The organism is Neobacillus sp. SM06 (assembly GCF_050496765.1).
Classification (GTDB): Bacteria; Bacillota; Bacilli; order Bacillales; family Cytobacillaceae; genus JAEVLT01.
The window spans coordinates 297,762-323,624 of sequence record NZ_JBNWEO010000011.1; the positions used below are offsets into that span (position 1 = coordinate 297,762).

27 protein-coding genes are annotated in these 25,863 nt (G+C 42.0%); 9 read left to right on the forward strand and 18 right to left on the reverse strand.

Annotated features, from left to right (window positions below):
* Positions 1-2: 2 nt before the first annotated feature.
* The 4 genes from galT to ACQYAD_RS04735 all read right to left on the reverse strand — a co-directional run bounded on the left by galT (position 3) and on the right by ACQYAD_RS04735 (position 4,031).
* Positions 3-1,538: a UDP-glucose--hexose-1-phosphate uridylyltransferase gene (galT, locus tag ACQYAD_RS04720; protein WP_430236108.1), complete on the reverse strand. Its 1,536-nt coding sequence runs from the start codon at positions 1,536-1,538 to the stop codon at positions 3-5.
* A gap of 125 nt (positions 1,539-1,663) precedes the next feature.
* Positions 1,664-2,602, reverse strand: coding sequence for a magnesium transporter CorA family protein (locus ACQYAD_RS04725; protein ID WP_430236018.1), 939 nt, complete (start codon positions 2,600-2,602; stop codon positions 1,664-1,666).
* A 282-nt stretch (positions 2,603-2,884) separates the two neighbouring features.
* Positions 2,885-3,781 carry a cation diffusion facilitator family transporter gene (locus tag ACQYAD_RS04730; protein WP_430236019.1) on the reverse strand — a complete coding sequence of 299 codons (897 nt, stop codon included), beginning with the start codon at positions 3,779-3,781 and terminating at the stop codon, positions 2,885-2,887.
* A gap of 100 nt (positions 3,782-3,881) precedes the next feature.
* Complete coding sequence (locus ACQYAD_RS04735; protein ID WP_430236021.1) at positions 3,882-4,031, reverse strand: hypothetical protein; 150 nt, start codon at positions 4,029-4,031, stop codon at positions 3,882-3,884.
* A 107-nt stretch (positions 4,032-4,138) separates the two neighbouring features.
* Here ACQYAD_RS04735 and ACQYAD_RS04740 point away from each other — a divergent pair, with 107 nt between their 5' ends.
* Positions 4,139-4,339, forward strand: coding sequence for a YozQ family protein (locus ACQYAD_RS04740; protein ID WP_430236022.1), 201 nt, complete (start codon positions 4,139-4,141; stop codon positions 4,337-4,339).
* A 50-nt stretch (positions 4,340-4,389) separates the two neighbouring features.
* Here ACQYAD_RS04740 and ACQYAD_RS04745 read toward each other — a convergent pair whose 3' ends face one another.
* Positions 4,390-5,151, reverse strand: coding sequence for a yteA family sporulation protein (locus tag ACQYAD_RS04745; protein WP_430236023.1), 762 nt, complete (start codon positions 5,149-5,151; stop codon positions 4,390-4,392).
* A gap of 211 nt (positions 5,152-5,362) precedes the next feature.
* Between ACQYAD_RS04745 and ACQYAD_RS04750 the strand changes: the two genes are divergently transcribed.
* Both ACQYAD_RS04750 and ACQYAD_RS04755 read left to right on the forward strand, forming a co-directional pair.
* On the forward strand, positions 5,363-5,527 hold the full coding sequence (locus ACQYAD_RS04750; protein ID WP_430236024.1) for a hypothetical protein: 165 nt from the start codon (positions 5,363-5,365) through the stop codon (positions 5,525-5,527).
* 14 nt (positions 5,528-5,541) lie between these two features.
* Positions 5,542-6,891, forward strand: coding sequence for an amino acid permease (locus ACQYAD_RS04755; RefSeq protein WP_430236025.1), 1,350 nt, complete (start codon positions 5,542-5,544; stop codon positions 6,889-6,891).
* A gap of 28 nt (positions 6,892-6,919) precedes the next feature.
* Here the strand turns inward: ACQYAD_RS04755 and ACQYAD_RS04760 are convergent, their stop codons facing one another.
* Together ACQYAD_RS04760 and ACQYAD_RS04765 are read right to left on the reverse strand one after the other, a co-directional pair.
* A complete protein-coding gene (locus ACQYAD_RS04760; RefSeq protein WP_430236026.1) occupies positions 6,920-7,546 on the reverse strand; it encodes a LysE family transporter in 627 nt (208 codons plus the stop codon).
* A 283-nt stretch (positions 7,547-7,829) separates the two neighbouring features.
* Positions 7,830-8,813 carry a potassium channel family protein gene (locus tag ACQYAD_RS04765; RefSeq protein ID WP_430236027.1) on the reverse strand — a complete coding sequence of 328 codons (984 nt, stop codon included), beginning with the start codon at positions 8,811-8,813 and terminating at the stop codon, positions 7,830-7,832.
* 144 nt (positions 8,814-8,957) lie between these two features.
* Between ACQYAD_RS04765 and ACQYAD_RS04770 the strand changes: the two genes are divergently transcribed.
* Positions 8,958-10,631, forward strand: coding sequence for a DUF6044 family protein (locus tag ACQYAD_RS04770; RefSeq protein ID WP_430236028.1), 1,674 nt, complete (start codon positions 8,958-8,960; stop codon positions 10,629-10,631).
* Positions 10,632-10,642: 11 nt separating this feature from the next.
* Entirely contained in the window at positions 10,643-11,659 is a 1,017-nt protein-coding gene (locus ACQYAD_RS04775; RefSeq protein ID WP_430236029.1) for a glycosyltransferase family 2 protein, read from the forward strand.
* 339 nt (positions 11,660-11,998) lie between these two features.
* Here ACQYAD_RS04775 and ACQYAD_RS04780 read toward each other — a convergent pair whose 3' ends face one another.
* Positions 11,999-13,348, reverse strand: coding sequence for a glucose-6-phosphate isomerase (locus ACQYAD_RS04780; RefSeq protein ID WP_430236031.1), 1,350 nt, complete (start codon positions 13,346-13,348; stop codon positions 11,999-12,001).
* A gap of 201 nt (positions 13,349-13,549) precedes the next feature.
* Positions 13,550-14,713 (reverse strand): iron-containing alcohol dehydrogenase, encoded by a 1,164-nt coding sequence (locus ACQYAD_RS04785; RefSeq protein ID WP_430236032.1) that lies wholly within the window; start codon positions 14,711-14,713, stop codon positions 13,550-13,552.
* Between the two features lie 165 nt (positions 14,714-14,878).
* Here ACQYAD_RS04785 and ACQYAD_RS04790 point away from each other — a divergent pair, with 165 nt between their 5' ends.
* Positions 14,879-15,112, forward strand: a complete 234-nt coding sequence (locus ACQYAD_RS04790) for a DUF378 domain-containing protein (RefSeq protein ID WP_430236033.1) — start codon at positions 14,879-14,881, stop codon at positions 15,110-15,112.
* 43 nt (positions 15,113-15,155) lie between these two features.
* Here the strand turns inward: ACQYAD_RS04790 and yugI are convergent, their stop codons facing one another.
* Entirely contained in the window at positions 15,156-15,557 is a 402-nt protein-coding gene (gene yugI, locus ACQYAD_RS04795) for a S1 domain-containing post-transcriptional regulator GSP13 (RefSeq protein ID WP_430236035.1), read from the reverse strand.
* A gap of 460 nt (positions 15,558-16,017) precedes the next feature.
* A complete protein-coding gene (locus tag ACQYAD_RS04800; RefSeq protein ID WP_430234386.1) occupies positions 16,018-17,457 on the reverse strand; it encodes an IS6 family transposase in 1,440 nt (479 codons plus the stop codon).
* 167 nt (positions 17,458-17,624) lie between these two features.
* On the opposite strand from ACQYAD_RS04800, the gene ACQYAD_RS04805 reads away from it, so the two are divergent.
* Positions 17,625-17,825: a helix-turn-helix domain-containing protein gene (locus tag ACQYAD_RS04805; protein ID WP_430236036.1), complete on the forward strand. Its 201-nt coding sequence runs from the start codon at positions 17,625-17,627 to the stop codon at positions 17,823-17,825.
* A 373-nt stretch (positions 17,826-18,198) separates the two neighbouring features.
* Entirely contained in the window at positions 18,199-19,374 is a 1,176-nt protein-coding gene (locus ACQYAD_RS04810) for a MalY/PatB family protein (RefSeq protein WP_430236038.1), read from the forward strand.
* Between the two features lie 46 nt (positions 19,375-19,420).
* Here the strand turns inward: ACQYAD_RS04810 and ACQYAD_RS04815 are convergent, their stop codons facing one another.
* The 6 genes from ACQYAD_RS04815 to ACQYAD_RS04840 form a co-directional block, all read right to left on the reverse strand.
* Positions 19,421-19,798: a PH domain-containing protein gene (locus ACQYAD_RS04815; RefSeq protein WP_430236039.1), complete on the reverse strand. Its 378-nt coding sequence runs from the start codon at positions 19,796-19,798 to the stop codon at positions 19,421-19,423.
* A gap of 74 nt (positions 19,799-19,872) precedes the next feature.
* The gene (gndA, locus tag ACQYAD_RS04820; protein WP_430236040.1) at positions 19,873-21,285 is read right to left on the reverse strand and encodes an NADP-dependent phosphogluconate dehydrogenase; all 1,413 of its coding nucleotides are present in this window, start codon (positions 21,283-21,285) and stop codon (positions 19,873-19,875) included.
* Positions 21,286-21,417: 132 nt separating this feature from the next.
* Positions 21,418-22,626 (reverse strand): alanyl-tRNA editing protein, encoded by a 1,209-nt coding sequence (locus ACQYAD_RS04825; protein WP_430236041.1) that lies wholly within the window; start codon positions 22,624-22,626, stop codon positions 21,418-21,420.
* Positions 22,627-22,803: 177 nt separating this feature from the next.
* Positions 22,804-23,094 carry a hypothetical protein gene (locus tag ACQYAD_RS04830; RefSeq protein ID WP_430236042.1) on the reverse strand — a complete coding sequence of 97 codons (291 nt, stop codon included), beginning with the start codon at positions 23,092-23,094 and terminating at the stop codon, positions 22,804-22,806.
* A gap of 93 nt (positions 23,095-23,187) precedes the next feature.
* Positions 23,188-23,739: a superoxide dismutase family protein gene (locus ACQYAD_RS04835; RefSeq protein ID WP_430236044.1), complete on the reverse strand. Its 552-nt coding sequence runs from the start codon at positions 23,737-23,739 to the stop codon at positions 23,188-23,190.
* Positions 23,740-23,835: 96 nt separating this feature from the next.
* Positions 23,836-24,576, reverse strand: a complete 741-nt coding sequence (locus ACQYAD_RS04840) for a peptidylprolyl isomerase (protein ID WP_430236045.1) — start codon at positions 24,574-24,576, stop codon at positions 23,836-23,838.
* A 113-nt stretch (positions 24,577-24,689) separates the two neighbouring features.
* On the opposite strand from ACQYAD_RS04840, the gene ACQYAD_RS04845 reads away from it, so the two are divergent.
* Positions 24,690-25,070, forward strand: coding sequence for a kinase-associated lipoprotein B (locus ACQYAD_RS04845; RefSeq protein ID WP_430236046.1), 381 nt, complete (start codon positions 24,690-24,692; stop codon positions 25,068-25,070).
* A gap of 40 nt (positions 25,071-25,110) precedes the next feature.
* On the opposite strand, the gene kapD is transcribed toward ACQYAD_RS04845, so the two are convergent.
* A complete protein-coding gene (kapD, locus tag ACQYAD_RS04850) occupies positions 25,111-25,731 on the reverse strand; it encodes a 3'-5' exonuclease KapD (protein WP_430236047.1) in 621 nt (206 codons plus the stop codon).
* Between the last annotated feature and the right edge of the window lie 132 nt (positions 25,732-25,863).

A 25,863-nucleotide genomic window follows, 5' to 3' on the forward strand; every position in this document is an offset into this window, starting at 1 on the left:
TTTTAAAAATTCCCTTGTCTTGCTTGTGTTTGCAAATGATTGATAAATCTGGCAAAAGCCAATTTTCCTTCATGGGTCTGTTTAAATACACCTGCATGTTCCAGCACGGTCGTAAATTTAGCTCCTACTTCTGCCTTCAAAATCTCGGTTACATTGCTTTCCGTGATTTCTTGATGTTTTTCTATCAATTCCTGAACCCAATCCCAGTGCTTTACAACGGACGGATCCCACTGTGCTTTCGCACAAGGATGAAGCAAATAATGAGCAACAAGCTCTAATTCTTCCGCAAGCCTCCCCGGCAAAACAGCAAGCCCCATGACTTCAATCAGGCCGATATTTTCCTTTTTGATATGGTGCAGTTCTTGGTGTGGATGAAAAATGCCATCCGGAAACGCGTCTGTTGTCCGATTGTTTCTTAGAACAACATCCATTTCGTATTGTTCACCGCGCCTTCTGGCGATCGGTGTTACCGTGTTATGCGGGATTTCACCGCTATAAGCCAAGATATCTGCATGCGGGTCGCTATACTCACGCCATTTTTTCCAAATGAATTCCGTTGCCGCCGCAACCTCTTCCTTGTTACCCTGGAGGCGGATCACTGACATTGGCCAGTTCACAATCCCCAGTTTTATCGATGGATAGCCCTCGAGTTTCTGAAATTCTCCAACCCCGGCTCTTTCAATTGCAAACTCGTATCGGCCGCCTTGGAAGTGATCATGCGACAATATTGAGCCGCCAACAATCGGCAAATCCGCATTGGAGCCGATAAAATAGTGCGGGAATTTCTCGATAAACGCGAGCAGGCGATCAAATGTTTGCCGTGAAATCTTCATCGGCACATGTTCTTTTTTCAAAATAATCGAATGTTCCTGATAGTAAACATATGGAGAATATTGAAGGAACCACTCTTCCCCGTTTAACGATAGCGGGATGACCCGGTGCGTCGCTCTGGCTGGATTGCGCAAGTTCCCTTTATACCCCTCGTTTTCTTTGCACAATAAACAGGTTGGGTAGGAGACACTCGGTGCATTTTTCAGCATCGCAATTTCTTTCGGATCTTTTTCTGGCTTTGATAAATTGATCGTAATGTCAATGTCACCATACGGTGTAGCCGCTTTCCAAACTTTGTTTTTGGCAATTCGATCGGTGCGAATGTAATTGGAAGCGGTCGACAGCTGATAGAAATAATCGGTTGCCGCCTCAGAGCTTTCCTGGTCATATTTTTTATAAAATTGATTGATTACCTCTGACGGGCGAGGCATCAGGCAATTCATGATTTCGGTATCAAGAATGTCTCTTTCGGTTGTTGTATTGGATGCCAGCACTTGATTTTCATATGCCCAATCAAGGATGGAGTTTAAAATGTTTGCCAAGGAACGCTGCCCTGATTGCGGCAGACAATCTTGCCATTCATTTAACCCCAGCTCGGCCAAAATCCGATTTCGCGCATAGATCCGATCTGCTGGTTCCATCAGTTTTTCCCTCAACCCATATTCAAGGAGGTTTTGGATATCTTGAAAAATAGTTGTTGCCACGATGGCCACCCCAATTCAAAGAGTAACTTAATTAAATTAATTAATTATGTACCTTCATCATAGACCATCCACTCTTCTTTTTCAATCCTTTCTGAATAAAAAAAGCCAGCCCTAAGGCTGACTTTTTTTCAAAAGTATTTCTTTTTCCAAAAGATAAATGCAGTTAAACTTGTTAAAAAGGCAGAAATCAATAATGGCACAACAAAGGAGTGCGGCGCGCGCTGGAACGGGATATCCACGTTCATGCCGTAAAAGCTCGCAACCATTGTTGGAAAAGAAAGTATAATCGTAATCGAAGTTAAAAATTTCATCACAATGTTTAAGTTATTGGAAATAATCGAAGCAAAGGCGTTCATCATCCCGCTTAAGATGGATCTGTACGTCTCCGCCATTTCGATCGCCTGTGTTTTTTCAATAATCACGTCTTCCAGTAAATCCTTGTCTTCTTCATACATTTTGATATAGTTAAACCGCAATAACTTGTCGAGCACCACTTTGTTCGACTTTAAGGAAGTCGTAAAGTATACCAAACTTTTTTCTAATGCCAGGAAAGCATACAACTCTTTATTTTTCAACGATTGATGCACTTCCCGCTCAATTTCATTTGTTTTCTTATTGATCTGCTTTAAATACCGTAAATAATAGGATGAAATAACAAACAGAATTTGCAGCGCAAAACGCGTTTTTTTATACGTATAAAATTCTTTTATCCGATTCTTTCTGAAATCATCCAAAATCGGTGAATCTTTTAACGAAATCGTAATCACGCATTGATCGGCCAAAACAATGCCGATCGGGATTGTTTCATATGTCGGGAATCCAGAATCATCATGGGTAATATATGGGTAGTCAACGATGATGTACACCTGGCCTTCATCCCGTTCAATCCTTGGGCGCTCTTCATCGTCCAATGCGTCTTTCATTAAATCAACGGAAATTTGCGCATCATTGGCAACAAGGTTAATTTCAGCCTCAGTCGGTGCATAAAGGTTGATCCAACAACCTTTCGAAATCGTCTCGACCTTTTCTAATACATTTGCCTCATTGCTTTTAAAAATTTCTAACATCCATAAAACCTCCTCTCCATGTTAGAGGAAGTCTCCACCTTTGCTAAGAGCTGATATTGTTTCAGAATCCAATTCGTTCAATCGAAAGATTTCGACTTCCCCCTGTCTACTATTTGGGTCCGGGTCAACGGGATAACTCAAAAATATCAACTCCTCTCAATTAAAAGCATGGTGCCAAGCTAACGGTTATGACAGAATCCTTCCTTATCATAAACCCAAAACGGCGAAAGCACAAACCTGTTTTGATTGGATTGTGAAATTTTCATTATCCAATAAAAGGAATCACTTTTCAACCTCTGAAAAATACGGATTCAAGTGAATTAGCACTTCATCAATATGATCATATTGATCCATTAACCTTTCTTTGATTCTTTTTGCCAAATCATGCCCTTCTTTGATCGTCCGGTCATGCTCAATCGAAATCCGTAAATCAACCAAAACATAATGGCCGTGTTCACGGGCTCTGAGCCGGTCGATCCGCTTTACTTCTGGAAATGAGGCAATAATCGAGAGATATTCTTCAAGCGTTCCCGAATCAATGTTCCGTTCTAATAATATATTGAAAGCTTCCAGCAGCATCTCCTTGGCAATTTTAAAAATAAGGTAAGCGACAAAAATACTGGCCACTTTGTCACCGTACAGTAAAAATGGCATCGCCAACTTTTCCCCGATAATGGAGATGAAGACCCCGATCGCCGCAGCAATCGATGCAACGATATCGGCCTTATGATCATAGGCAATCGCTTCAATTGCCTTGCTGTTATGCTGTTTTGCTACTTTTAGTGAAGATTTGAAAAGAATGATTTTCGCCATGTAGGAAAATAATGCAACACCCATTGCCACAAACGTCGGTGATTGTACTGGATGGAAAAAGCCGATAATCCCTTCATAAACAACATAAAGCGAAACGAGAAACAGCAAGATACCAATAATTCCTGACACAATCACTTCCGCTTTCCCATGCCCGTATGGGTGTTCCTTATCTGCCGGTTTGTTGGCAATTTTGATCACCAATAATACAATCAGGGAAGCAAAAACGTCTGCCGCCGAGTGAATCCCGTCCGCAAAAACCGCATCACTATTGCCATACAAGCCAATGATAATTTTGCCAACGGTTAAAACAATATTGCTGATTAAGCTAATCCAGGCAATTCTTTTTGCCAATGCTTCTCTTACCACACTATACCACCTCAGGAAAATTCTTTTGCAATCATATCAAACGAAGCCAAGGTGGGTCTAGAGAAAAACAATTGTCCACTGCAATTTTAGTTGCGTTTGATCAACTTTCATTTTTTTCTCCTTTTGATGCACGTTCTTCCTTTATCATTTCCTGTTCTTCTTCTACTGCGATTCGAGTGATTTGGTCTTGAAGAAAATGAAAGGATTCATCGAGCGCCGTTCGGGGCGGGAATTGATTTTTCTTAGGCATTATTTTGACCTCCAGTTATCTTTTCGAATTCTTTTTCCAAAATTAACAAGTGTAAACCTTTTCTTATCAGCAAACACTACCCATTGTAAAAAAAGGAGGGTTTCAAGATGAACAAAAAAGATCAAAAAAGTCGTTCCCAAATTGCCGGCCGTTTTTTCAAGCCGAGCGATTATCAGCAAACCGACGCCCTTTCCTCTGGTCTCGCAACGACCCATGAACAAGTAACTGATGCATATATGGAAGGCGAAATCGGCGGCGTCATCGAGGATGCCGCGGGGAAAGATCTCCCGTTACCTAAACAGCCATAAATGGGATCGAAAACAGCTTGCCGGCAAGGCAGCTGTTTTCTTATTTTGTTTTAAATCCCTTTATCACGGTCTACATATGGGTCATGTTCATATGCCGGCAAATCGCCAAAACTCGTCATAATCCCTTCCTCATCAAGCGAATCCTCATAGTGTTCGTGCTGCGGATTCGGATAAACAGTACTATTTTTTCCATACAGATCATTGCCAACAAAATTCTCAAAATCCTCCACATAGCCAACGTTTTCATCGGCTTCCGTGTAAATATCCTGATAGTCATCCTGCGGAAAGGCCAGATCTGAAGGGGTATCGGAAGTCCCCCACTGCGCCACTGTCTGCCAAGAATCTTCTGCATCGAATGCGACATCTTCATCTTTTTCATCCATATCAAACTTTCCAAATGGCGGCATGAGTACACCTTCTTCCACCGGCCGATCGTGCGAAACGACTTGATCTGGACTATGTTCTTTGCAATACGTGGTATTTGGCAATGCCTTTAGCCTTTCTAATGGGATCTCTTTGCCGCACACTTCACATTTGCCATATGTGCCATTCTCCATCGCTTCTAGCGCATGATTGATATTTCGGAGTTCAAAAGAGTAATGTTCATTAAGGGCAATGTCCTTTTCCCTCTCATACAGTTCTGTCGCATCATCGGCCGGGTGATTGTCATAGCTCGACAGCTCTCCCATCGATTCATGATCATGGCCGCGTTCCAGTCCAAAATGATCATTTTGCTTTATATGCTCTTCCAAATCTGCCTTTTCTTGCAGCAATTGAATTCGAAGTTCAGCTAACACTTCTGTTGATAGCATTTTTCATACCTCCAGTAAAAATCAAACCTGTTTTCTTTCTATTTTCAGGTTTTATCGGCTCAATTATGTAATTTTTTTCGTTCCAGCAATCTCCAGAGTTTTGCTGTGAAACGATCGTATATCTCTGCTTTGAACGTGTATCTTAACAAAAAGCAGGATGCGATTGTAAGCCGTCCTCGGCTGAAAATTCATTACAAAAAGAGGGATTAACATGGTAAATGAAAACTTTGAATTGTTTAGAAAAGAGCAGAAAAAACATAAACCGGCTTATTTAGGCTCAGATCAAAACCAGCCCCCTGGAGTAAATGATGCAGATTACAATCATCAGGACAACACGGATCAATCCGTTGGCGCAATTGGCCGAAAGGTAGAGTAAACAGGAGGACTTGTATGGAAAAATCAAACTGCGGCATGAACGAACAGAATAACATGAAATGGTGGCAGCTCTCCTTATTTGGTGTCGGCTGCACGATTGGAACGGGCTTTTTTCTCGGATCCAGCTTGGCAATTAGAATGGCTGGACCCTCAATCCTAATTGCTTTCATTCTTGCCGCATTTGGAACGTATTTTGTTTTTGACGCCCTGTCGAAAATGACAGCAAAAGATCCGCAAAAAGGAGCTTTTCGTTCTTATGCCAAAAAAGCGTACGGCCGCTGGGCAGGCTTTAGCAGCGGCTGGGTTTATTGGTGTTCCGAAATGCTTATTATGGGCAGCCAAATGACGGCATTATCGATATTTTCGCGGTTCTGGTTTCCAAAAGTACCCTTATGGATGTTTGCTACTGACTATGCCATTCTTGGTTTAGTTGTCCTTTTAATTGGCGTTCAAATTTTAAATAAGGTGGAAAACTTCCTTGCCATTTTAAAAATTGCTGCGATCCTGCTGTTTATTGTGATCGCTGCACTAGCTCTTTTCGGTGTGATCGACGGAGGAGGCCGCACACTTCGCATTCCAAATACGGCAGCGGAATTTTTCCCAAAAGGATTCAATGGTCTTTGGTCATCGGTTATTTTTGCTTTTTACGCATTTGGCGGTATTGAAATTTTGGGATTGATGGCGACAAGGCTGAAAGATCCAAAAGAAGCGCCAAAGGCTGGGAAAGTTATGCTGATGACACTGACTAATATCTATATATTGTCCATTGGTCTGGCTGTAGCGATCACTGCCTGGAGTTCATTCAATGGAAAGGAAAGTCCGTTTATCATTGCGCTGGATCAGTTCCATTTATCCTTTGTTCCACATCTTTTTAATGGCGCCTTGATCATTGCTGGCTTTTCAACAATGGCCGCTTCCCTATTTGCGATAACGAGTATTTTAGTCACTTTAGCAGAAGAAGGCGATGCCCCGGCAATTTTTTCAAAAAAAGGGAAGCTACAGATTCCAATTCCCGCTCTTTTGTTAACCATCGCCGGGATCACAGCTTCCATCATCACCGCACTGGTGATGCCAAATCAAATTTATGAATATCTCACAACTGCAGCGGGTCTAATGCTGCTTTACAATTGGATCTTCATTCTCGCGTCTTCCCGAAAAATTTTGAAGCTGGAAGCTAAGGAGAAAATGATGTATTTAATCGGGGCAGCCTTTATTTTGCTAGCTGTTATTGGTACTCTTTTTCACGATTCAAGCCGGCCAGGATTTTTCATCAGTTTGTTATTTTTGGCGATCATCGGGGGAGTCACATGGATGATGCATTTCCGGTGGAAAAATAAAGAAGCTCTGAAACCACAACCAACATAAGCTGGTCGGATTGTTCCGGCCAGCTTTTTTACTGAAGCAATAATTTTACTGCCTGAACGCCAAAATAAATTCCGAAACCAATGAGTGAAAAGCCGGATAAAAACGATATGGACACAAGCAATCCCGATGTTAAGTATTTGCGAAAACTGCTTGAGATTCCAGCCATCATAATATCCCAAAGCAGTAGTCCGATGAAAATGGCACTGCTGTAAAAGAGTAACTCCGTGGTTTCATAAGAAGCGGCTGTCTTAGCAAGAATGGAGCCGTATATTCCAAGCCAAAACAAAATGGTGAGCGGATTCGACACTGACATAAAAAACCCTGAAAAGAACGATTTATAAAGCGGCTCTTTGTTCCTATGGTCTTGAAGATTCAGTTTACCAGCACTGATCAAGCTCTCCACCCCAGTATAGAGTAGAACAAAGCTGCCAAATGACCATAAAAAGGTTTTCATAAAATCCATTTCGAGAAACTGGATCACTCCTATGTAAACAATCAGCATGTAAAGGCCATCGGCAAGGATCGCACCCACACCAATGAACCATGCATGCATAAAGCCATTTTTTATTCCTCTGTCAATTTGCGCTGCATTGATTGGACCAATCGGAGCCGCCAACGAAAGCCCCAGCAGGATGTAACTTAAAAAAACGTTCATGCACTCTCTCCCCATTTTTTTGATTAGAAGCCTGTCTACAAATTTGTATTCGAGATGGGGACCAGATATGAATTGTTCAATGGTGCAAATATTCCCAAAAACTCTTGCACGAACCAGTTTACTGGTTTTCAGGAGGCGCATTCGGGTGGGTGCTCTTGCGTGATGCGTTTTCCCTAGCTGGGGATCCTTGTGGATAAACCACTTAAAAATGTTGATAAACATGTATATACTGTGAATAAGTTTGTTGATAACTAGAATAACATTGTTGGTATGTGGATAACTTCTATTTTAAAATTAAAAACTTATCCCCTTTTTCGATTAAATTGGAGTGGGACGGATGAACGATCAGTTCCTCTCCTCTCTTTAACCCAATCAAAAGCTCTCCTTTTTCAAATAAAATCCCCAAAACCTTTTTAAACGGCATTCCGACAAAGCTGTCTTCAGCTTCTTGCAGCGATAGGCGGTTTTCCTGCAATGGCTGGACAAAATCTGAAAGCAGTCCGTCACCATTCGAATGCAGGCTGTTCACCATAAATACACTTGTTAGTTTATTCGACTGGATGACTTCATCAGCCCCCGCCCGTTTCGCATTAATGACTTGCTCTGCTGTAAGAATTTCCACAATGCACTTCACAGAAGGGCACAGCCCCTTAATCGTTAGCAAAGTGAGAATGCTGTTCATATCGGCTTGCAGTTCATCGTTTCCGCGATCTGCTGTGATCAACACTTTCTCGGCCTCGTCAATATTGCTCTTTAAAATGGTTTCATCCATATGGGGCTTCCCCTGAATAAAATGCACAAACCTCGACTGCACTGGATTTGCCTCCAGCGTTTCATCCACAAGAACAATATTCTGTGCACCAAAACGGACAAGTTTGTGGATCAATTCCCGCGAGCGCTCGTTCCAGCCAATAATGATTGTATGACCATGACCTTTAAAAGCAATTCTCCCTGCTGAAAGTGCGTCCTGCCTTGTCACCGCGGCCGTTGCCAATGTAGCAAAATAGGACGAAACAAAGCCTGCGCCAAGTAAAATCAGCACAGTTGCTGCTAGCCTTCCCCAAGTCGAATGCGGCACATAATCCCCATATCCGACCGTTGAAGCCGTAATAATAGACCACCAAATTCCATCGAAAATCGTTGGAAATGTAGCCGGTTCAAGCAAATGAATCAAAATGCCAAAAGAGAGAAACACAAATAGGGCGATTAACAAGATGCGCAGAAGCAGAGGCAAATGCAAAAAACGAATATAGAAACGGTTTGGCATGTGAAATCCCCCGATTTTGATTTTATTTTCCATTATGGACGAAAAGAGCCATTTTTATCTAAGAAGGAAAAGTTAAGAAAAAAGGAATACTTTCCAGACATCAAACAAAAACTACCAGAAAAAATGGGTTGAGGTGTTTTTGAGTTGAATCGTGTTTGGACAGAAGAGTCGAGATGGTTTGGTCTTGCCTTTCTTGTGCTCGCTATTTATTTGTCCCCCCTGTTTATCCTACAGGAAAATGCGCATATCCGCGTTCATGATAATTTGGACTCGAATATCGCCTGGTATAAAGTTCTAGCAAACAGCGGACAAATGTTTGGCTCGATTCATGGCGTGATCCCGCAAATCATCAACGGTTTGCCAAGAAATGCATTCGGAACGGAATACAGCGGAATCGTCTGGCTGTACGCATTCTTTCCAACCATGACCGCTTACAGCTTTAGCCAATTGATCACAAGGGCCATTGCCTTCATTGGAATGTATTTGCTCCTAAAAAAACATCTCCTTCCAGGACGACAATGGCTGCCATACCAAATTGGCACCGCCCTTGCCTTTGCCCTAACTCCCTTTTGGCCATCGGGGATGCTAAGCACCTTGGGCATGCCGCTTGCACTTTGGGCATTTTTAAACATTCGCAGCCGTGAATCCTCATGGAAGGATTATGCAGTACTCACCCTATTGCCGTTTTATTCAAGTTTTGTTTTGGGCTTTTTCTTTTTTTTAAGCGCCATGGGCGCCTTTTGGCTGAGTGACGCCTTACGAAAAAGAAAGGTGAATGGGCCATTTTTGCTGGCGATCGTCTATATGACCGGATTGTATCTGCTAGTCGACTATCGTCTCGTTTCTTCTTTCTTGCTAAAAGGCGAGCCGAATAGCCGGGACGAATATTTTCATGCCAGTTTGCCATTTTGGCGAGCCGTTCGGTTAACTTTTAAAAACTATTTTTTCGGCCACACCCATGATATGACCGTTCACGGATTCATCCTTCTGCCTGTTACGTTTATTGCTCTTTATTTTGTGATTAAAAATCATTCATGGAAACAAGATCGCGTATTTGTGTTTTTATTTTTCTTAAATTTTCTATTGTCGGCCTGGTATGCCTTTTGGTTTTACAAAGGATGGCTGCCGCTGACAAAAAGGTTTCATTTTCTTGATACATTCAACTTTGCCCGCTACCATTTTCTAAGCCCGCTCGTCATTTATGCTGATTTTGCCTTGGCCTTGAAAATTGTTGCAAGTCAACGTTTTTCTTGGACAAAGTCTGCCAAGTGGCTGGCTTTTGGCCAAATACTCATGTTGTTCCTGTTTAATGATGAAATCGTGTACCATCAAAAACCAACGGTAAAAGAATTTTACGCGGAAGAACTATTTAGCGAAGTTCGCAATTATATTGCGTTGCCGCAAAAAGAGTACCGGGTCGCAAGCATTGGAATTCATCCGGCAATCGCCCAGTACAATGGGTTTTACACCCTTGATACATACAATAATTTTTATCCGCTTGTCTACAAGCACCGGTTTCGAAAGATTATTGCCCAGGAATTGCACAGAAACAACGTCATCCGCCGCTATTTTGATCAATGGGGCGGCCGCTGTTACCTTTTTACAAGCCAACTGGGGAAACGCTATATGATCAAAAAAGACTCCAAGCGGCATTTAAAAAATCTTCAGCTGAATACCGTCGAATTGAAAAAGTTGGGCGGTCGCTATATTTTTGCCGCCCTGCCGATTGATAACGCAATTGAAAACCATTTAAAGCTGGAGAAGGTTTTTCAATCGAAACAGGCTGCTTGGAAAATTTACTTATACAAAGTAATGTGAGGGACTCAACGATGATCGAACCAATTTTAACGATAGTGGTGCCATGCTACAATGAGGAAGCAGTTTTGCCAGAAACCATTTCCGTTTTAACGAATTTCATGATCGATTTGAAAAATGAAAAAATGATTTCCGATCGAAGCAAAATTGTTTTTGTCGACGATGGCAGCAAGGATGGAACATGGGATTTAATTTACAAAGAGGGGCTTCACAATGAGCATGTTCGCGGCTTGAAGCTTTCGCGCAATGTTGGTCATCAAAATGCTTTGCTCGCCGGGATGTTCAATGTAAAGGATCTTTCCGATTGTGTTGTTACAATTGATGCCGATCTTCAGGATGATATTGAGACCATCCGTGAATTTATTTTAAACTATACTGCAGGTTGTGAAATTGTATACGGTGTTCGCAAGCGCCGGGAAACCGATTCATTTTTTAAACGAACGACTGCCCAAGGTTTTTATAACATCATGAAAAAAATGGGCGTTGACCTTGTTTACAATCATGCCGATTTCCGTCTGATGAGCAGACGAGCGATTCAAGAACTCGAAAACTTTAAGGAAGTTAATCTTTTCTTACGAGGGATCATCCCTTTGATTGGCTTTCGTTCGACCACTGTTTATTATGACCGCAAGGAGCGAAAAGCCGGGGAGACGAAATATCCTTTGAAAAAAATGCTCGCTTTCGCCTTCGATGGGATAACGTCTTTTTCCGTTACCCCTATTAGGCTTGTCCTGTTGATTGGGGTTGTCTCATTTTTGGTCAGCTTCTTTTTTGGCAGCTATTTTTTAACGCTTAAATTTTTGGGACACACCCAGACAGGCTGGACTTCGCTGATTACTTCCATTTGGCTGATCGGCGGCCTCCAGTTGATTGCGATAGGTTTGATTGGGGAATATATCGGAAAAATTTACAAGGAATCAAAACAACGTCCTAAGTATATTGTCGAATTTGACACTTTTCATATGGGAATTCCACGGCATTTAATAGAGGAAAAGTGGTTCCAAAAGAACAACATATTGGAAAATAGCTAGCAGACGCTAGCTATTTTTGCTATTAAAAAAATTTTCATTGCTATTTGGTGATTTTGGGAATTATTCCTTGGTTAGGATTCTATTATCTATGAAGTTGATTATTTATCCGAGGATTTTGTTCTTTTATCCGTGGATTTTTCCCGTTTATCCGTGAACATTGTTCTTTTATCCGCGGGTTTTTCCCGTTTATCCGTGAACATTGTTCTTTTATCCGCGGGTTTTTCCCGTTTATCCGTATTTGTCACTTTTTCGGCAATAGTCCATTACATATTTTCACAAACCATACATGTTCCTTAGCCCCAAAAAAGCACTCCCGCTTGGGGAGTGCTCATCGTTATCTTATTTTAATCGTTTTTCAAGTTCGGCTTTTTTCTCTTCGTAACCTGGTTTGCCGAGAAGGGCGAACATGTTAACTTTGTAAGCTTCAACACCAGGCTGGTCAAATGGATTTACCCCGAGCAGATAACCGCTCATTGCACAAGCTTTCTCAAAGAAATAGACAAGATAACCGAAAGTATATTCATCAAGCGACGGAATCGTAACAATTAAATTCGGTACGCCGCCATCCGTATGAGCAAGCATTGTTCCTTCAAATGCTTTGTTATTAACAAAATCAACAGTTTGTCCAGCCAAGTAATTTAAGCCGTCCAAATCTTTATCCTCTTTGCCGATTGTCAGTTCATGGCGCGGCTTCTCAACCTTGACCACTGTTTCAAAGAGATCGCGGCGGCCTTCTTGTACGTACTGGCCAAGAGAATGAAGATCAGTTGAAAAGTTTGCGGAAGACGGATAAATTCCTTTTTGGTCTTTTCCTTCGCTTTCACCAAACAGCTGCTTCCACCATTCGGAAAAATACTGCAATGCCGGCTCATAATTGATCAGCATTTCAATCGTTTTCCCTTTATTGTAAAGAGCGTTCCGAACGGCAGCATATTGATAGGCTGGATTTTCTTCCAATTCCGAGTGGCCGAAATCTTCACGGGCTTTTGCAGCGCCTTCCATCATTTTTTCGATATCCGCTCCGCTCACCGCAATTGGCAATAGTCCGACAGCTGTCAAAACGGAATAGCGGCCGCCGACATCATCCGGAATCACAAACGATTCATAGCCTTCTTCATCCGCTAATGTTTTTAAAGCGCCGCGGGCTTTGTCCGTCGTAGCGTAAATCCGTTTGCGCGCTTCTTCTGCTCCGTATTTTTCCTCAAGCAGTTTGCGGAAAATGCGGAAGGCAATAGCCGGTTCAGTAGTCGTACCGGATTTTGAAATCACGTTAATTGAAAAATCTGCATCTTCCAGAAGATCCATTACATCCTGCATGTAAGTGGAGCTGATGTTGTTGCCGACAAAAATAATTTGCGGCGTCTTCCGCTTCCCTTTTGGAAGGACATTGTAAAAACTGTGCTGCAACGCTTCAATTGCCGCTCTTGCCCCTAAATAAGAGCCGCCAATGCCGATAACAAGCAGGACATCTGAATCCGACTTGATTTTCGCAGCTGCCTTTTGAATGCGCGAAAATTCTTCTTTGTCGTAATCCGCAGGCAGGTCGATCCAGCCTAAAAAGTCGCTGCCGGCACCTGTTTTTTCATGAAGGGAATGGTGCGCAACTTTAACGGCATCGCGCAAGTATGTAAGTTCATGTTCGCCAAAAAAGCTTAGTGCTTTCGTGTAATCAAAACGGATATGTGTCATTTTTCTTGAGTCCTCCGTAAATTTTTTTCAATACCACTTTTACTTTAACGAATGGTGAACAGATAATCAAGGAACTAACCGGAATGTAAGCGTAACCAATTTCGATAATTTTTTTACGTTTTGAATAGTAAATTCCACGTCAAATTCGCCAAAAAGAAGCCATTCACCCTTTCGATGGACGAATAGCTCCTTTCCCCGATATTATAAAGATGCGCGGTAAATCGCGAGTACATCTTCCTTGTTCAATTTTTTAAAATTACCAAATTCACCATTAACCATTGCTTTGTCTGCCATTAATTCAAGCTGGCTGTCATCAATTTTATAATCGGCCAGGCGGGATGGAGCCCCAATGCTCATCCAGAACTCGCGAAGTTTTTCAATACCTTCAAGTCCGGCCTCTTCAGCCGTTTTTCCTTGCGGATCGACACCAAACACCCTTACTGCCATCTGTTGAAAGCGTTCCGGCTTCACTTTTAAGTTATGCTTCATCCAGTTAGGGAAAAGAATCGCGAGTCCGCCGCCATGCGGAATATCATAGACCGCAGAAACCGCATGCTCAAGATTGTGTGTTGCCCAATCGCCGCGATACCCCATTGACAGCATGCCGTTTAATGCCATTGTTCCACAGTAGAGGATGGTGGAACGATACTCGTAATTCTCCAAATCATTGAGAAGTTTTGGCGCGGTGTCAATCACCGTTTGCAAGAGAGATTCCACCATGCGATCCTGCAGCGGAGTATTTTCTTCAAGGTGAAAATAATGTTCAAACGCATGCGACATCATGTCAACCATTCCATATATCGTTTGATCCTTCGGAACCGTATATGTATATACCGGATCTAATATCGAAAATGTTGGGAAGGTTACCGAGCTGCCCCAGCCGTATTTTTCCTTCGTTTCCCAATTGGTAATCACAGACCCGGAATTCATTTCCGAACCCGTTGCGGCGAGAGTTAACACGGTTCCAAATGGAAGAGCTTCCGTTGCAAAAGCTTTTTTCGTTACAAGATCCCACGCGTCACCATCGTATTTTGAGCCGGCTGCAATGAGCTTTGTGCAGTCAATGACACTGCCGCCGCCAACAGCCAAAATAAAGTCAACCCCTTCATTTTTGCAAATCTCGATCCCTTTCTTCGCTGTTGTCAAACGGGGATTCGGCTCAACACCAGGCAATTCAAAAACTTTGGCATCGAATTCTTTTAAATAAGCTATCACCTTTTCATATAAACCAGTCCGCTTAATGCTGCCGCCGCCATAAACAAGCAAAACATTATTCCCATATTGTGGAATTTCTGTTTTCAATTGTTCAAGCTGGCCTTTGCCAAAAATTAATTTTGTTGGATTCGTGAAAGTAAAGTTTTCCAATTCATTCAGCCTCCTTTTCAATCCTATTATTATGGATTTTCGTGTTGAATGCAAAGATCGCGATTTATTTTTCCCGCCGATAAACTTTCTAAAACTTTTCGATGAATATTTTTTTGAAGAATGCTGACTCTAAATACGAACCCATTTAATGAAGGAGGAAACAGCATGAGTGGCATACAACGCACCGCCTTGGTTCTGACAATTATCGGCGCGATCAACTGGGGATTAATTGGTTTTTTTCAATTTGATCTTGTTGCTGCTATTTTTGGCGGATCAAGCTCAGCAGTTTCAAGAATTATCTACGGTTTAATTGGAATTGCCGGCCTTGTAAACCTGGGACTTCTCTTTAAACCAAACGAAGAATTGGAGCGGGAGCCTGAAGCGCATCCGACAAGATAAAAGAAAAACCCTTGCATTCTCTCTCAATGCAAGGATTTTTTTATTACCTTTTTATCAAGTCTTCACGTTGGGATTGGTCAATCCACTCTTGAAGTTTCTCTTTCAGTGTATTAAAGCCCTGCTGTTCTTCCGCTTCTGGCAAGATAGTCGCCGTCTGGCGTTTCCGCGCTTTTTTTGGTTTTACTGCTGTTTGCTGTGGGGCGTCCTCCGTTGCGCGAATCGATAAGCCCACTTTACCAGCACTTTCATCAATGGAGAGTACTTTTACTTTTACTTCATCGCCGACTTTTAAATACTCATTTATATCTTTTACATAACCGTGGGTAATTTCAGAAATATGGACAAGTCCTTGCGTTTGTTCATCAAGTGCTACAAATGCACCGTACGGTTGAACCCCTGTCACTTTACCCGTTACTATACTGCCAACTTCCAATTTATCTGACATGAAAACACTCCTAAATAAGTTATTTTTTCTTTTCATTTTATATGCATTGAAACATTATATCATATCGAATATTTTTAATCAAAAATAACTTTTTTGTTTTATTAACAGAATGTTCGAAAATCAGAGCAAGGAAAATACATGAACATGATACAATAAAGTTGGGGATATCTAAAAAATCGACAAGAGCTGTTATTAAATAAAGAAGGTAGTGTCAAAAGTTCTATGAAAACTACCTAGCGATTTAATATTTCTTCCATTTACTGGGCGGGTATGCCCCCGCAACCGCTCTTGACAAACACGCCAATGGTTTGCGTTTACTTTACCAAGGGCGACGGGGACAAAAAGAAGGCATGCTAAATAGCCCTTGGTTTTTCCATTTTAAACCATTGGCTAGTTCGGTTTGTCAAGAGTTCGCTTCGCCGGATGCTAGTTTTATTCAAGGGCTCTGCTAAACAAAAAGTTAGGTAGACCGCTGCTGGATAATCCAGCGTTGAGCTAATTCCATTAACTTTGTCCATCGCGCGGGCATTGTAGGAAGCCCTGATAGTTCTGGATTCACTACCGGGACTTTGCCCTCTAAACTTGCATGTGGACGAAGGAAATTAAAGTACGCCACAAACAACGTGACAAAAGAAACTGAACCATGTTCCGACCCAAAGCCATGAGTGGAACGATAGTTGCCCTTAAAAGTGCGGTTAAGTCTCTCGATAATTTGCTTAAGAGGTCTGTATTCCGTCGAAACAGGATCGTCGTTTGTCAGCCCAATCACTTGCTTCACATCAAAGGAAATGCCGTGCTGTGCGAAGAAATGTTGGGCTAGCAGATAGATCGGATTTCCGTCTACCACAAAGGTTAAATCTTTTGGAATCTCTTTCATCTTCAATAAGACATCATCCATTGCACGAATAGCGGAAACCGTATCTCGATTCGGTGAGACCGGATAAGAAAGGATGATTTTCTTCACCGCATCGAAAAAGAAAAATAAGTAATGCCAGTGACCATTCACTCGAATATAGGTTTCATCGCCACAAAATTGATCGGAAAGCTCGTAAGGGTAATGATCAATATATGGCTTAAGCAAAAGAGCGACGCTGTTTTCGTAGTTCAAAATCGTTTGATGTGAAATGGATACACCATGGACATCCTGCATAATGGCAGCTGTTTTACGAGCTGAAAGGCCATAGTTGACATGGTAAGTTAGAATCAACCCCAATGTATGTGGAGATGCGTAAATCTTTGACAAATCCACTACTGGAAGTTCAGGTGATTCCTTGGAAAGAGGCTTAAAATCAAGGTGAAACCGGCGAAAAATGTATCGTAATTTAAATGCCTGCGGATCCTTTTTAAACCGTTTCTTTTCTTTGGAAGACATGCCGTTTAGTTTCTTTTGGTAATAGGGACAATCGTTATTTTTGCACTTGAACACGTCAAAATCTTGTCGCTCCTTAACTTTTTCAAGGGTTTTTGAACAATGAGGGCACTTAAGAATAGCCTCTTTCAAATAACGACTCTTATTGTTAAAAAGGCAGGAACATACCTTACATTGATACTGTCCTTTGCCTCCATTATTGGCATAAAGATAATCCGATGGAGCACCACACGCTGGACAGTTCATTGACTTAGGTACAATTGCTTTTGTATTTGAACGTCTTTGAACCGGTTTTAAGGGTTTACCGTTTTTCTCAAGATAATCGGTGAGGAGTTTTTGATAATCAAGTTTTTCAAAGGTTTCGATGATAGGAAGTTCATCGACTTGAAGTTTTCGATAAGGTTTATTAACAGGCGTTTCTTCAGGTTTTTCAAACATACCCTTTCCAACGAGAAGTGTAAGTAATGTTCGAATTACCTGATCTTGATGCTTGATAAATTCCATTAAATAAGTTAATAATTGAGGGTACAAACTTGTCACTTCCAATCTGGGATGTTGTGTGTGGGGTAACCTCAATTATCCTTAGATTTTAGGGGGTGGCAAGTTTTTTGCATTTTAAAGCCCACTAAATCAAGGATTTATTAACTTTTTAATATATAACTTTTGACAATACGATAAAGAAAGGAGGGGTGGAGCAAATGAATTCGTTCGGTGAAAACCTTAAACAATGCCGGGAAAGATGCAATCTTACACAGCAAGAATTAGCGAGAAAAATCAGAGTCGGTACCGATACAATTAAACGATATGAATCCGGCCAACAAACTCCTACTACCCACACCATTTTAAAAATATCAACTGTTCTCGACATCCCTGCCTCTGAATTACTCAAAAAGGCATAAAAGAACCTCCAACTGCCATTGATAGGGAAATTGAAAGCCTAATGAAAAAAATCAGCATATAAAAGGGCAAAAAGCGGATCCCAAAACAACTGGGCTTTACAGTGAAGATTTTTGTCATAGAAAGGATTTGTCCCATTTTTTTGAAAAATAATTTCTGGGAATGCATAAAAGATAAAAAAGTTGGAAACTATATTTCTATAAGGCTTTCTAGTATTCCCCCCTTTTTGAAGCGGACAACCTCATGGTGTGTCCCTTTTTTTATGCCTTTAACAAACACCTGAGCATCGAAGCGTCTATTTTGGCCATCTTTTTAGTTTCAGATTATCTTCATTTACTTTAACATAGAATGGAGATGGTATTTATTTTCTAAAGGATGGTGTTTGGCTTGTCCAGATTTGATGAGAAAATTGATCGAATGCAAACCGCTTCCGTTAAGTGGGAGCGGACAGAGGCGATATTTGGGGAAAAAGATCTTTTGCCAATGTGGGTGGCGGACATGGATTTCCGCCCGCCCAAAGCAGTTATTGATGCTTTAAAAAAGCGCGTCGAACACGGAATCTTCGGCTATACCTTTATCCCGGAATCGGTAAACAGCGCTATTCAAACCTGGCTTCATAAACGGCATCGGTGGACGATTGAATCCGATACCCTTTTATATGCGAACAGTGTCGTCGAAGCGATTAGCATGGCTATTCAAACATTTACAGCCCCAGGAGACAAAGTCCTGCTGCAATCGCCTGTCTACACGCCCTTTTTTGATATGATTGAAAAAAATGACCGGATTGTTGCCAACTCACCATTAAAATTAACAAATGGCCGGTATGAGATTGATTTTGAACATTTTGAAGAAGAAGTAAAAAACGGTTGCAAACTGTTTTTGTTATGCAATCCCCACAATCCAGGCGGCCGCGTATGGAGCCGGGACGAATTGCAAAGAATAGCGGAGGTATGCGTTAAATACAATTGTTTGATCGTTTCTGATGAAATTCATTCGGACCTTGTTTACCAATCCCATAAGCATTATCCCATTGCTTCAATAAGCGATGAAGTCTTAGAAATGACCATTACTTGTCTTTCTCCAAGTAAAACGTTTAATCTTGCAGGCCTTCAAGCTTCAGCAGTAGTCATTCAATCGAAGGAAAAAAGGGAGCAGTTTCTCAAAACCCAAAGACGCCATGGATTTTTCTCCTTAAATACGTTTGGAATTTTGGCGATGGAGACCGCCTATCAGCATGGTGAAGCATGGCTCGAAGAATTGCTCGATTATTTGGAGGAGAATAAACAATTTGCCTTAAGCTATTTGGCGGAAAACCTGCCGCAGCTTTCTTGCATGGAACCGGATGGTACCTATTTGCTTTGGATTGATTGCCGCAAGTTGGGACAAACGGACAAAGAGATCAGGCGGCGTTTGATTGAAAAAGGAAAAGTAGCCCTCGAGCCTGGTACAAAGTATGGCTTGGGCGGTGAAGGCTTTATCCGCCTCAATTTTGCATGCCCGAAAGAAATGCTGGCAGACGCCCTCGAACGATTAAAACGAGCACTCGGCTAAAAACGAACGAGAGGACGAGCTAAAACACTGCTCGTCCTTTCCTCTTTTACTTGAGAACATATTCCGCCAATATCGATTGGAGTTCATAAATATTCAGGCTTTTATTAAATTGCTTTTGCAATGGCAAGGCATTTCCGGAAATCCAGATTTTTAATTCCGCATCCAAATCAAAATGCCCTGCTGTTTCGATACTGAAATGGGTAATATTTTTATACGGAATTGAATGATACTCGACTTTTTTCCCTGTCAGCCCTTGTTTGTCCACCAAGATTAGCCGTTTATTGGTAAAAATAAATAAATCCCTTATCAGTTTATACGCTTTCTCAATTCGTTCATTCGATGCAAGGATTTTCGTAAAATCCCGTTGTACTTCTTCTATATTGATTTCTGCTGCATTCCCGATCATCCCGTCAAACAGCCCCATGAACACCAACTCCTTTTTGTTTAAGTATAACAAAAACCGGACGCACTTGTTTACGTCCGGTTAAGGATTTCCATTTATTTTTCCAGCCAGTCCGTATGAAAGGTTCCTTCGCGATCGACGCGCTGGTACGTATGGGCACCGAAGTAATCACGCTGTGCTTGCAAAAGGTTTGCCGGTAAAACGGCCGTACGGTAGCTATCATAATACGCCAGAGCACTCGCTAATCCCGGCACAGGTATACCTGCCTGAATGGCAACGGAAACAACTTCCCTCGCCGCATCCTGATAATTCTCTACAACCGATTTAAAATATTCATCAAGCAGCAAATTATCGAGTTCAGGATTGCGGTCATAGGCATCCTTGATGTTTTGCAGGAAGCCTGCGCGGATAATACAGCCGCCGCGGAAAATCATCGCAATTTCCCCTGGCTTCAAATGCCAACCGTATTCTTCCGAAGCTACCTTAAACTGGGCAAAACCCTGAGCATATGAACAAATTTTGCTTAAATAAAGTGTCTTGCGAATCAATTCAATAAATGCTTCCTTGTTCCCAGTGAATGATTTTTTCACCGGCCCATTAAGAATGTTGCTGGCACGAACCCGTTCTTCCTTCATTGCCGACAGAAAACGGGAGAAAACCGACTCGGTTATAATCGATAGCGGCACACCTAAATCAAGTGCACTTTGGCTTGTCCATTTTCCGGTTCCTTTTTGGCCGGCGGTATCTAAGATGACATCCACAAGCGGCTTGCCTGTTTCCGGATCTTTTTTGGTAAAAATATCTGCGGTGATTTCGATTAAATAGCTATCCAGTTCACCTTTGTTCCACTCGCTGAACACTTCATGAAGCTCATCGGTCGTTAATCCAAGATGTTCTTTCATGATATGGTATGCTTCCGTGATTAACTGCATATCGCCGTATTCAATTCCATTATGAACCATTTTCACATAATGGCCGGCGCCGTCTGGCCCAATATATGTACAGCAAGGATCACCGTTGACTTTTGCAGAAATGCCTGTTAACAATTGTTCAACTGCTTCGTATGCTTCTTTCTGTCCGCTCGGCATAATCGCAGGACCTGTCAGTGCTCCTTCTTCACCGCCAGAAACACCTGCCCCAATAAATAGAATTCCTTTTTCTTCCAATTCCTGATTTCGGCGGATCGTATCTTTGTAAAAACTGTTGCCGCCGTCAATTAAGATGTCCCCTTTATCCAAATAAGGAACGATCGATTCAATCGCTTTATCGGTAATCGGACCGGCATTGACCATTAGCAAAATTTTTCTTGGCGTTTCGAGCGACTGCACAAATTCTTCTATATTGGTCGTACCGAATATGTTTTTCCCTTTGTTGTGTTCAAGGATTTCCTGCACCTTTTCAGCTGAAAGATCATAGACCGAGACAGGAAAACCTTTGCTTTCAAAGTTAAGGGCGATGCTTCTGCCCATTACTCCAACACCAACGACTCCGACTTGTTGTTTTTCCAAACTAACTCATCCCTTCAAGATGCTATTTTTTATAAACCGAGGTGAAAAATTTTTTACACAGTCTCTATTATATAGAAAATATTTTTTCATACAACGAATGTACCTATTTTAGTATGAACGAAATAAAGAGGTTCATTCCATGAGGTACTTTCGCAAAACTGAATTTAGTAAATCTTTCCCTGAAACAGAAGCGGCTCCGCCTCCCTGGGCAAATGTATCATTTCCGCCACCCTTGCCATTGATCAAACCAAGCGCTTCGCTAAGAAGATTTTTCATGCTTATGGTGCCTGCCGTGCCTCTGGCAAAAACGACTTGCAGTCTGTCGCCATTTTCAGCGGCAAAAAAAACATTGGCCCGGTCATTGGCGGCAGCAATCATCCGCGCAAGCTTTTGCAGTTCCTGGATTGTGCGATTCTCAAAAACACGGGTAAGATAAACTTCGGAATGGGCAAACGGTTTGCTTTCCGATTGGAGCTCCTTTGCTTCATAAGCGAGAAGCTGTTCTTGCGCATGCTCGAGCGCTTTCTCCGTTTCCTTGTTGCCGTCAAGTAGTTTTTGAACTGCTGCCGGCAATTCTTGTTCCGGAACGTTTAACAGTCTTGTTAAGTCAAGGAGGGCGGTTTGTTTTTTCCCAAATTGATGAAGTACCCGCTCCCCGCAAATAAAGTGGACACGGATTTTTTGCTTTTGCCGCTCCCAATTAAGAATTTTGATTGCGCGTACCTCTCCGGTCGTTTTTGGATGGGTGCCGCCGCAGCCATTGTAATCATAATCCGGGATGATCACAAGGCGGATATTCTCTTTCACCTTCGTTTCTTTGCGCAGCGGGTAAGCTGACAGTTCTTCAGGCCTCACCCATTTTGTTTCGATTGGCCTGTTTTCCAAAATCATTTTATTCGCCAAATCTTCCGCTTTCATCGCTTCTTCAGTCGTTAAATATTCGGTATCGATATCAATCGTCAGCCCTTCCTGACCCAAATGAAAACTGACCGTTCGATAGTGAAACAATTGATCAAAAGCGGCGGATAAAATATGCTGCCCTGCATGTTGCTGCATATGATCAAACCTTCGCTCCCAATTAATTTTGCCACTAACCTCAGAAGGCAGTTCGGCAAACGCTTTGTCTACATAATGCCTGATTTCCCCGTTCACCTCTTCTACATCGATGACATTATAGCCATTGATCGTGCCAGTGTCATGGGGCTGTCCTCCTCCGGTTGGATAAAAGGCGGTTTGGGTCAGTACAAGATAATCGTTTCCCCGTTCATCCTTTGCTTGTTTCACAACTTCGGTTGAAAAAGATTGAAGGTATGCATCTTCGTAATAGAGTTTTACTGCCACATTTTACACTTCCTATTTTCATTTCTTCCTTCTATTTTCGTCAAAACGAGTTGAGAAATCAAGAAGTAGCCTTTGCTTCGGTGCAAAGGGAAACCACCTATCATGGATAGGTGGTAAAGGTAACGAGCAATCAGTTGGGGATGGAAATAACCTACACCTGACTGAAGTTTCATTTTATTACTTCTCTTCCGATCTTTGACCGTAGCCTTGCGGATAGCCGCCCATCATTTGACCCGGATACCCGCCCATTTGTCCAGGGTAGCCGTGTTTCATTTGCGGATATCCTCCACCGTGATGATGATGGTGGTGGTGGTGATACGGATAATGATGTCCGCCCATTTGTGGATAACCTCCATATGGATAACCGCCCATATGCTGCGGATATCCTCCCATCATTCCTTGCTGCCCTGCTGGATAACCGCCCATCATTTGACCCGGGTAACCGCCATAATATTGTCTATTTTCCAAGCTCATCGCTCCTTCCTAAACTGTACACGATAGTTTATGTCCTATCAGGTAAGCGTGTATGGACAGCAAACCAATTAAAGGCGAAATGGGCGATTATTTTTTCTCATCTTGGGCTTTCGTTTGCCCTTTTTGCTGTTTATTTTTTGAAATTTCCCCGCAAGCAATTCTCTTACCCGAATCACCTGAAGGCTGGGTCATTCCATCGTCCTTGTCCTCATCAATGACAATGGAAGTTCCTTGTTTTGTGAATAACGATTTCTTTCCTTCTTTTAACGTGACATTTGGCGCCATTATTTCCGCCTTGACACTACCATCATCCTCGACAATGAGATTGGGAAGATCCCCTGCATGAGCTCCTTTTGGATTTAACAGACCATGTTCTTTATCTTCCGGGTTAAAATGGTTCCCGGCTGACTTAAAATCAGGCGCCATACACTTCCCATTATTATGAATATGGATGGCATGGACTCCGGGAGGCAACCCCTTTAAATTTATACTTAGCTTTACCCCGCTCGATTGTTCAGCCATCTTGATCGTTCCTAAAGAGTCTCCAACAGCATTATACATTTCAACATCGACTTTCATCGGGTTCTGCTGGGTACATCCGGCTAAAAAAAGCAAAGCAAATGCAACGAATTTTTTCATCAAAAGAACCTCCAAAAAAGCAATTTGTCATAGTATTTGCCTAAAACTTTACGGTATGCAAAAAAGAACAGCCGAAAAGATCAGCTGTTCCAACGATTATTTAACAACAGTTATTTTTTTAATGATGACATCTTCCTTCGGTTTGTCTTTTGCATCAACTGGTGTATTGGCGATTTTATCAACGATCTCCATTCCATCGATCACTTGCCCAAAAACGGTGTGCTTATAATCAAGCCATGGTGTTCCGCTATTTTTCTCATATGCGGCCATAATCTCTTTCGGGTAACCGGCTTGTTCCATCTGTCCTTTTAAAGCCGGATCCAATTTGCTTTTTTGAACAATAAAGAACTGGCTGCCATTTGTGTTCGGACCGGCATTTGCCATTGACAGCGCGCCGCGGAGGTTAAACAATTGGGGTGAGAACTCATCCGCGAAAGGTTTGCCATATATACTTTCACCGCCTGTCCCATTTCCATTCGGATCGCCGCCTTGGATCATAAAATCCTTAATCACCCGATGGAAGATAAGACCGTTGTAATATCCATCCTCACTATGCTTGATAAAGTTTTCAACCGCTTTTGGCGCATATTGAGGAAAAAGTTTTAGCTTAATCGTTCCCATAGATGTTTCCATTTCAACGACTCGATCCTTGGCGGAAACTTCGGTTGTTAATTGTGGAAAACTCGATTCTCCCACTGCAGTGCCTCCTTGTTTTTCAGTTGTCTTCGGTTTTGATGCCGTTGTTTTTTCGCTCTGGGTCGAATTGGCTGAACTGCATGCCGCTATCGCTACCATCATTGCCACAATCAAGGCCATGACCAGCATCCACTTTTTCAAAAAACATCCCTCCACTCTCTAGCGTTAACCAATCGTGTTTATTTTAACACTTTGTTTTTGGAAGAACATCCTTCATAATGAAGGAAAAAGGAATGATTGGAGGCAAGTGTAGCATGGCAGAATTTCAAGTGGGTGATACGGTCACCGCGATTTACAAAACGGGAAAGTATATCGGTGAAATTACAGATATTCGGCCGCAGCATTACTTAGTCAGAGTTTTAGCCGTTCTGAAACATCCGATGCAGGGCGATTTGCACAATCCAAAAGATGCAAATGTTGCAATCTTTCATGAACGAAAAGCGCTTGCCTTTCGCGAGCAGGCAAATATTCCAAAGCAAATGGTGAAAGCATTCAGTGACGAAGTGCCGGATTATTCTCATTCATTAAGAGAAGCGGTCGGAAAGATGAAAGCGGAGTTGAAGGCGGCTGAATCGCCTTGGGGCGCAAGAAGCTTGGACATTCTCGCTTCGTTAGAGAAGGAGTATTTTAAGTAAATGGTGATAAAGGCCAAGCACATGTTTGTGATTTGGCCTTTTAAACAAATTCATTAAGCAGTTTTGAAAAATCAACACGGTCGCCGATTGTCGTTGGCTTTGGTTTTTCCAAGTACCGTTTGTCTTTTTCGACAAGCCGGTAAATATTATACGTTGTCAAGGCATCGTCAAGTGCGCGATGATGTTTCCCAGTCCCCTCTTTTCCGTATTCCTGGACGGCTTTCCATAGGCCTGTTTGATTTTGGTCGCCGAAAAAGCGCTTATATTCCATCGATAAATCAATTTCTACCGCTTGAAAGGGAAAGGGAACTTTCGCTTGCTGGCAATTGTGCCTTAGTACTTTCATATCCATATTTCCCCAAGTAACAATGACATTTTCATGGTTTTTTGTGAATTCCTCAAGCTTTCGAAGGAGCTCATAGAACGATAAACCTTGATCAACTTGTTCTTGAGTAATATGTAAAAATGACTTGCAGCGTTCTGTTAGTATAGGAAACCGAAGCGGCGTGACAAAAGAAGAGAACTGCTCCGCGATTCGATCATCGATGACCAAAACAAGTCCTACTTCAATAATTTCCGGATAAAAATTTTTCATCCTGGCATTTTTTTCAGGCATCGTAAATTCAAAATCAATAAATAAAGTCTGCCTTCTTCCTTTCACTCTTTCCACCTCCGTTTTATGAATTTTCTATACTATTAATATATAAAAAAATATGTACAAGAACTGTGCTTCTCGTCATGAATATTTCTTCCATTATATCACGTTTTTAACGAATTTTTCTCAAATTTTTCT

Bases quoted from the DNA above. Each gene is read 5' to 3' on its own strand.
- ACQYAD_RS04725 (WP_430236018.1), bottom strand. From the start codon at position 2,602: ATGTTAGAAATTTTTAAAAGCAATGAGGCAAATGTATTAGAAAAGGTC.
- ACQYAD_RS04735 (WP_430236021.1), bottom strand. From the start codon at position 4,031: ATGCCTAAGAAAAATCAATTCCCGCCCCGAACGGCGCTCGATGAATCC.
- ACQYAD_RS04740 (WP_430236022.1), top strand. From the start codon at position 4,139: ATGAACAAAAAAGATCAAAAAAGTCGTTCCCAAATTGCCGGCCGTTTT.
- ACQYAD_RS04745 (WP_430236023.1), bottom strand. From the start codon at position 5,151: ATGCTATCAACAGAAGTGTTAGCTGAACTTCGAATTCAATTGCTGCAA.
- ACQYAD_RS04750 (WP_430236024.1), top strand. From the start codon at position 5,363: ATGGTAAATGAAAACTTTGAATTGTTTAGAAAAGAGCAGAAAAAACAT.
- ACQYAD_RS04755 (WP_430236025.1), top strand. From the start codon at position 5,542: ATGGAAAAATCAAACTGCGGCATGAACGAACAGAATAACATGAAATGG.
- ACQYAD_RS04760 (WP_430236026.1), bottom strand. From the start codon at position 7,546: ATGAACGTTTTTTTAAGTTACATCCTGCTGGGGCTTTCGTTGGCGGCT.
- ACQYAD_RS04765 (WP_430236027.1), bottom strand. From the start codon at position 8,813: ATGCCAAACCGTTTCTATATTCGTTTTTTGCATTTGCCTCTGCTTCTG.
- ACQYAD_RS04775 (WP_430236029.1), top strand. From the start codon at position 10,643: ATGATCGAACCAATTTTAACGATAGTGGTGCCATGCTACAATGAGGAA.
- ACQYAD_RS04780 (WP_430236031.1), bottom strand. From the start codon at position 13,348: ATGACACATATCCGTTTTGATTACACGAAAGCACTAAGCTTTTTTGGC.
- ACQYAD_RS04790 (WP_430236033.1), top strand. From the start codon at position 14,879: ATGAGTGGCATACAACGCACCGCCTTGGTTCTGACAATTATCGGCGCG.
- yugI (WP_430236035.1), bottom strand. From the start codon at position 15,557: ATGTCAGATAAATTGGAAGTTGGCAGTATAGTAACGGGTAAAGTGACA.
- ACQYAD_RS04805 (WP_430236036.1), top strand. From the start codon at position 17,625: ATGAATTCGTTCGGTGAAAACCTTAAACAATGCCGGGAAAGATGCAAT.
- ACQYAD_RS04810 (WP_430236038.1), top strand. From the start codon at position 18,199: ATGGTGTTTGGCTTGTCCAGATTTGATGAGAAAATTGATCGAATGCAA.
- ACQYAD_RS04815 (WP_430236039.1), bottom strand. From the start codon at position 19,798: ATGGGGCTGTTTGACGGGATGATCGGGAATGCAGCAGAAATCAATATA.
- ACQYAD_RS04835 (WP_430236044.1), bottom strand. From the start codon at position 23,739: ATGAAAAAATTCGTTGCATTTGCTTTGCTTTTTTTAGCCGGATGTACC.
- ACQYAD_RS04845 (WP_430236046.1), top strand. From the start codon at position 24,690: ATGGCAGAATTTCAAGTGGGTGATACGGTCACCGCGATTTACAAAACG.